This is a genomic window from Microbacterium umsixpiens (assembly GCF_053543675.1).
Genome location: NZ_JBLVOH010000043.1, coordinates 12,149 through 13,098 on the forward strand (window position 1 = coordinate 12,149; position 950 = coordinate 13,098).

General features: G+C 70.3%; 2 protein-coding genes. Both read left to right on the forward strand.

What is annotated here, in order from left to right; genetic code table 11:
* A partial coding sequence (locus tag ACNPM4_RS04995; protein WP_448984898.1) for a substrate-binding domain-containing protein occupies positions 1 to 519 on the forward strand: 519 nt, incomplete at its 5' end.
* 46 nt (positions 520 to 565) lie between these two features.
* Positions 566 to 950 (forward strand): serine hydrolase domain-containing protein (locus ACNPM4_RS05000; RefSeq protein ID WP_448984899.1); only part of this gene is annotated, 385 nt, incomplete at its 3' end.

Below are 950 nucleotides of genomic sequence, written 5' to 3' on the forward strand. Positions count from 1 at the left end.
GCGCTGACGGCGACCCGGCACCTGCTCGACCTCGGGCACCGCCGCATCAGCTTCCTGGGCGGGCGCCCCGATCTGCGATCCGCGGGTCTGCGCGATGCCGGGTATCGACGCGCGCTGAGCGACGCCGGCATCCCGGTCGATCTCGATCTGATCCGCTCCGGTCGCTACGAGCTCGAGGCCACGAGGGATTCGGCGCGGATCCTGCTGGCCGGGCCTTCGCGGCCCACGGCCGTGTTCGCCGCGAACGACCTCTCGGCCATCGCCGTGATCGAGGTCGCGCACGAGCTGGGGCTCCGGGTGCCGGAAGACCTCTCGGTGGTGGGGTTCGACGACGTGCCGGAGGCCTCCCGCCGCGCCCTGCCGCTCACCACGATCCAGCAGCCGATGCGTCGCCTGGGGTCGGTGGCGGCCGAGATGGTCTTCGCCCTCCTCGCCGGGCAGCCCGTCGAGGAGATGCACGTCACGCTACCCACCAGACTGGTCGTGCGGGCGACCACCGCCGCGATCGGAAACGAGTAAGAGAAGACCCGTCAGCGAAGACGAGTACGAGAAGGGGTACGGACACATGACCACTGCGAGAACGGATGTCGCACTGGCCCTGCACGAGGCCGCCGAGGCGAACGGATTCAGCGGGGTGATCCGCGTCGACCGTCCCGGCGAAGAACCGTTCGCCCGCGGGTACGGGCTCGCGGACCGCGCCCACGGCCTGCCGATGGCGGCGGAGAGCCGGTGCGGCGTCGCCAGCATCGCGAAGGGTTTCACCGCGGTCACGATCGGAGCGCTCGTCGATGACGGGACGCTCGCGCTCGACGACCTGGTGAGGCCCTTCCTCGGCGACGATCTCCCGCTCGTCGACGACGCCGTCACGGTCGAGCACCTGCTGTCCCACACGTCGGGCATCGGCGACTACATCGACGAGTCGAGCGGTTCGATCACCGACTACGTGATCG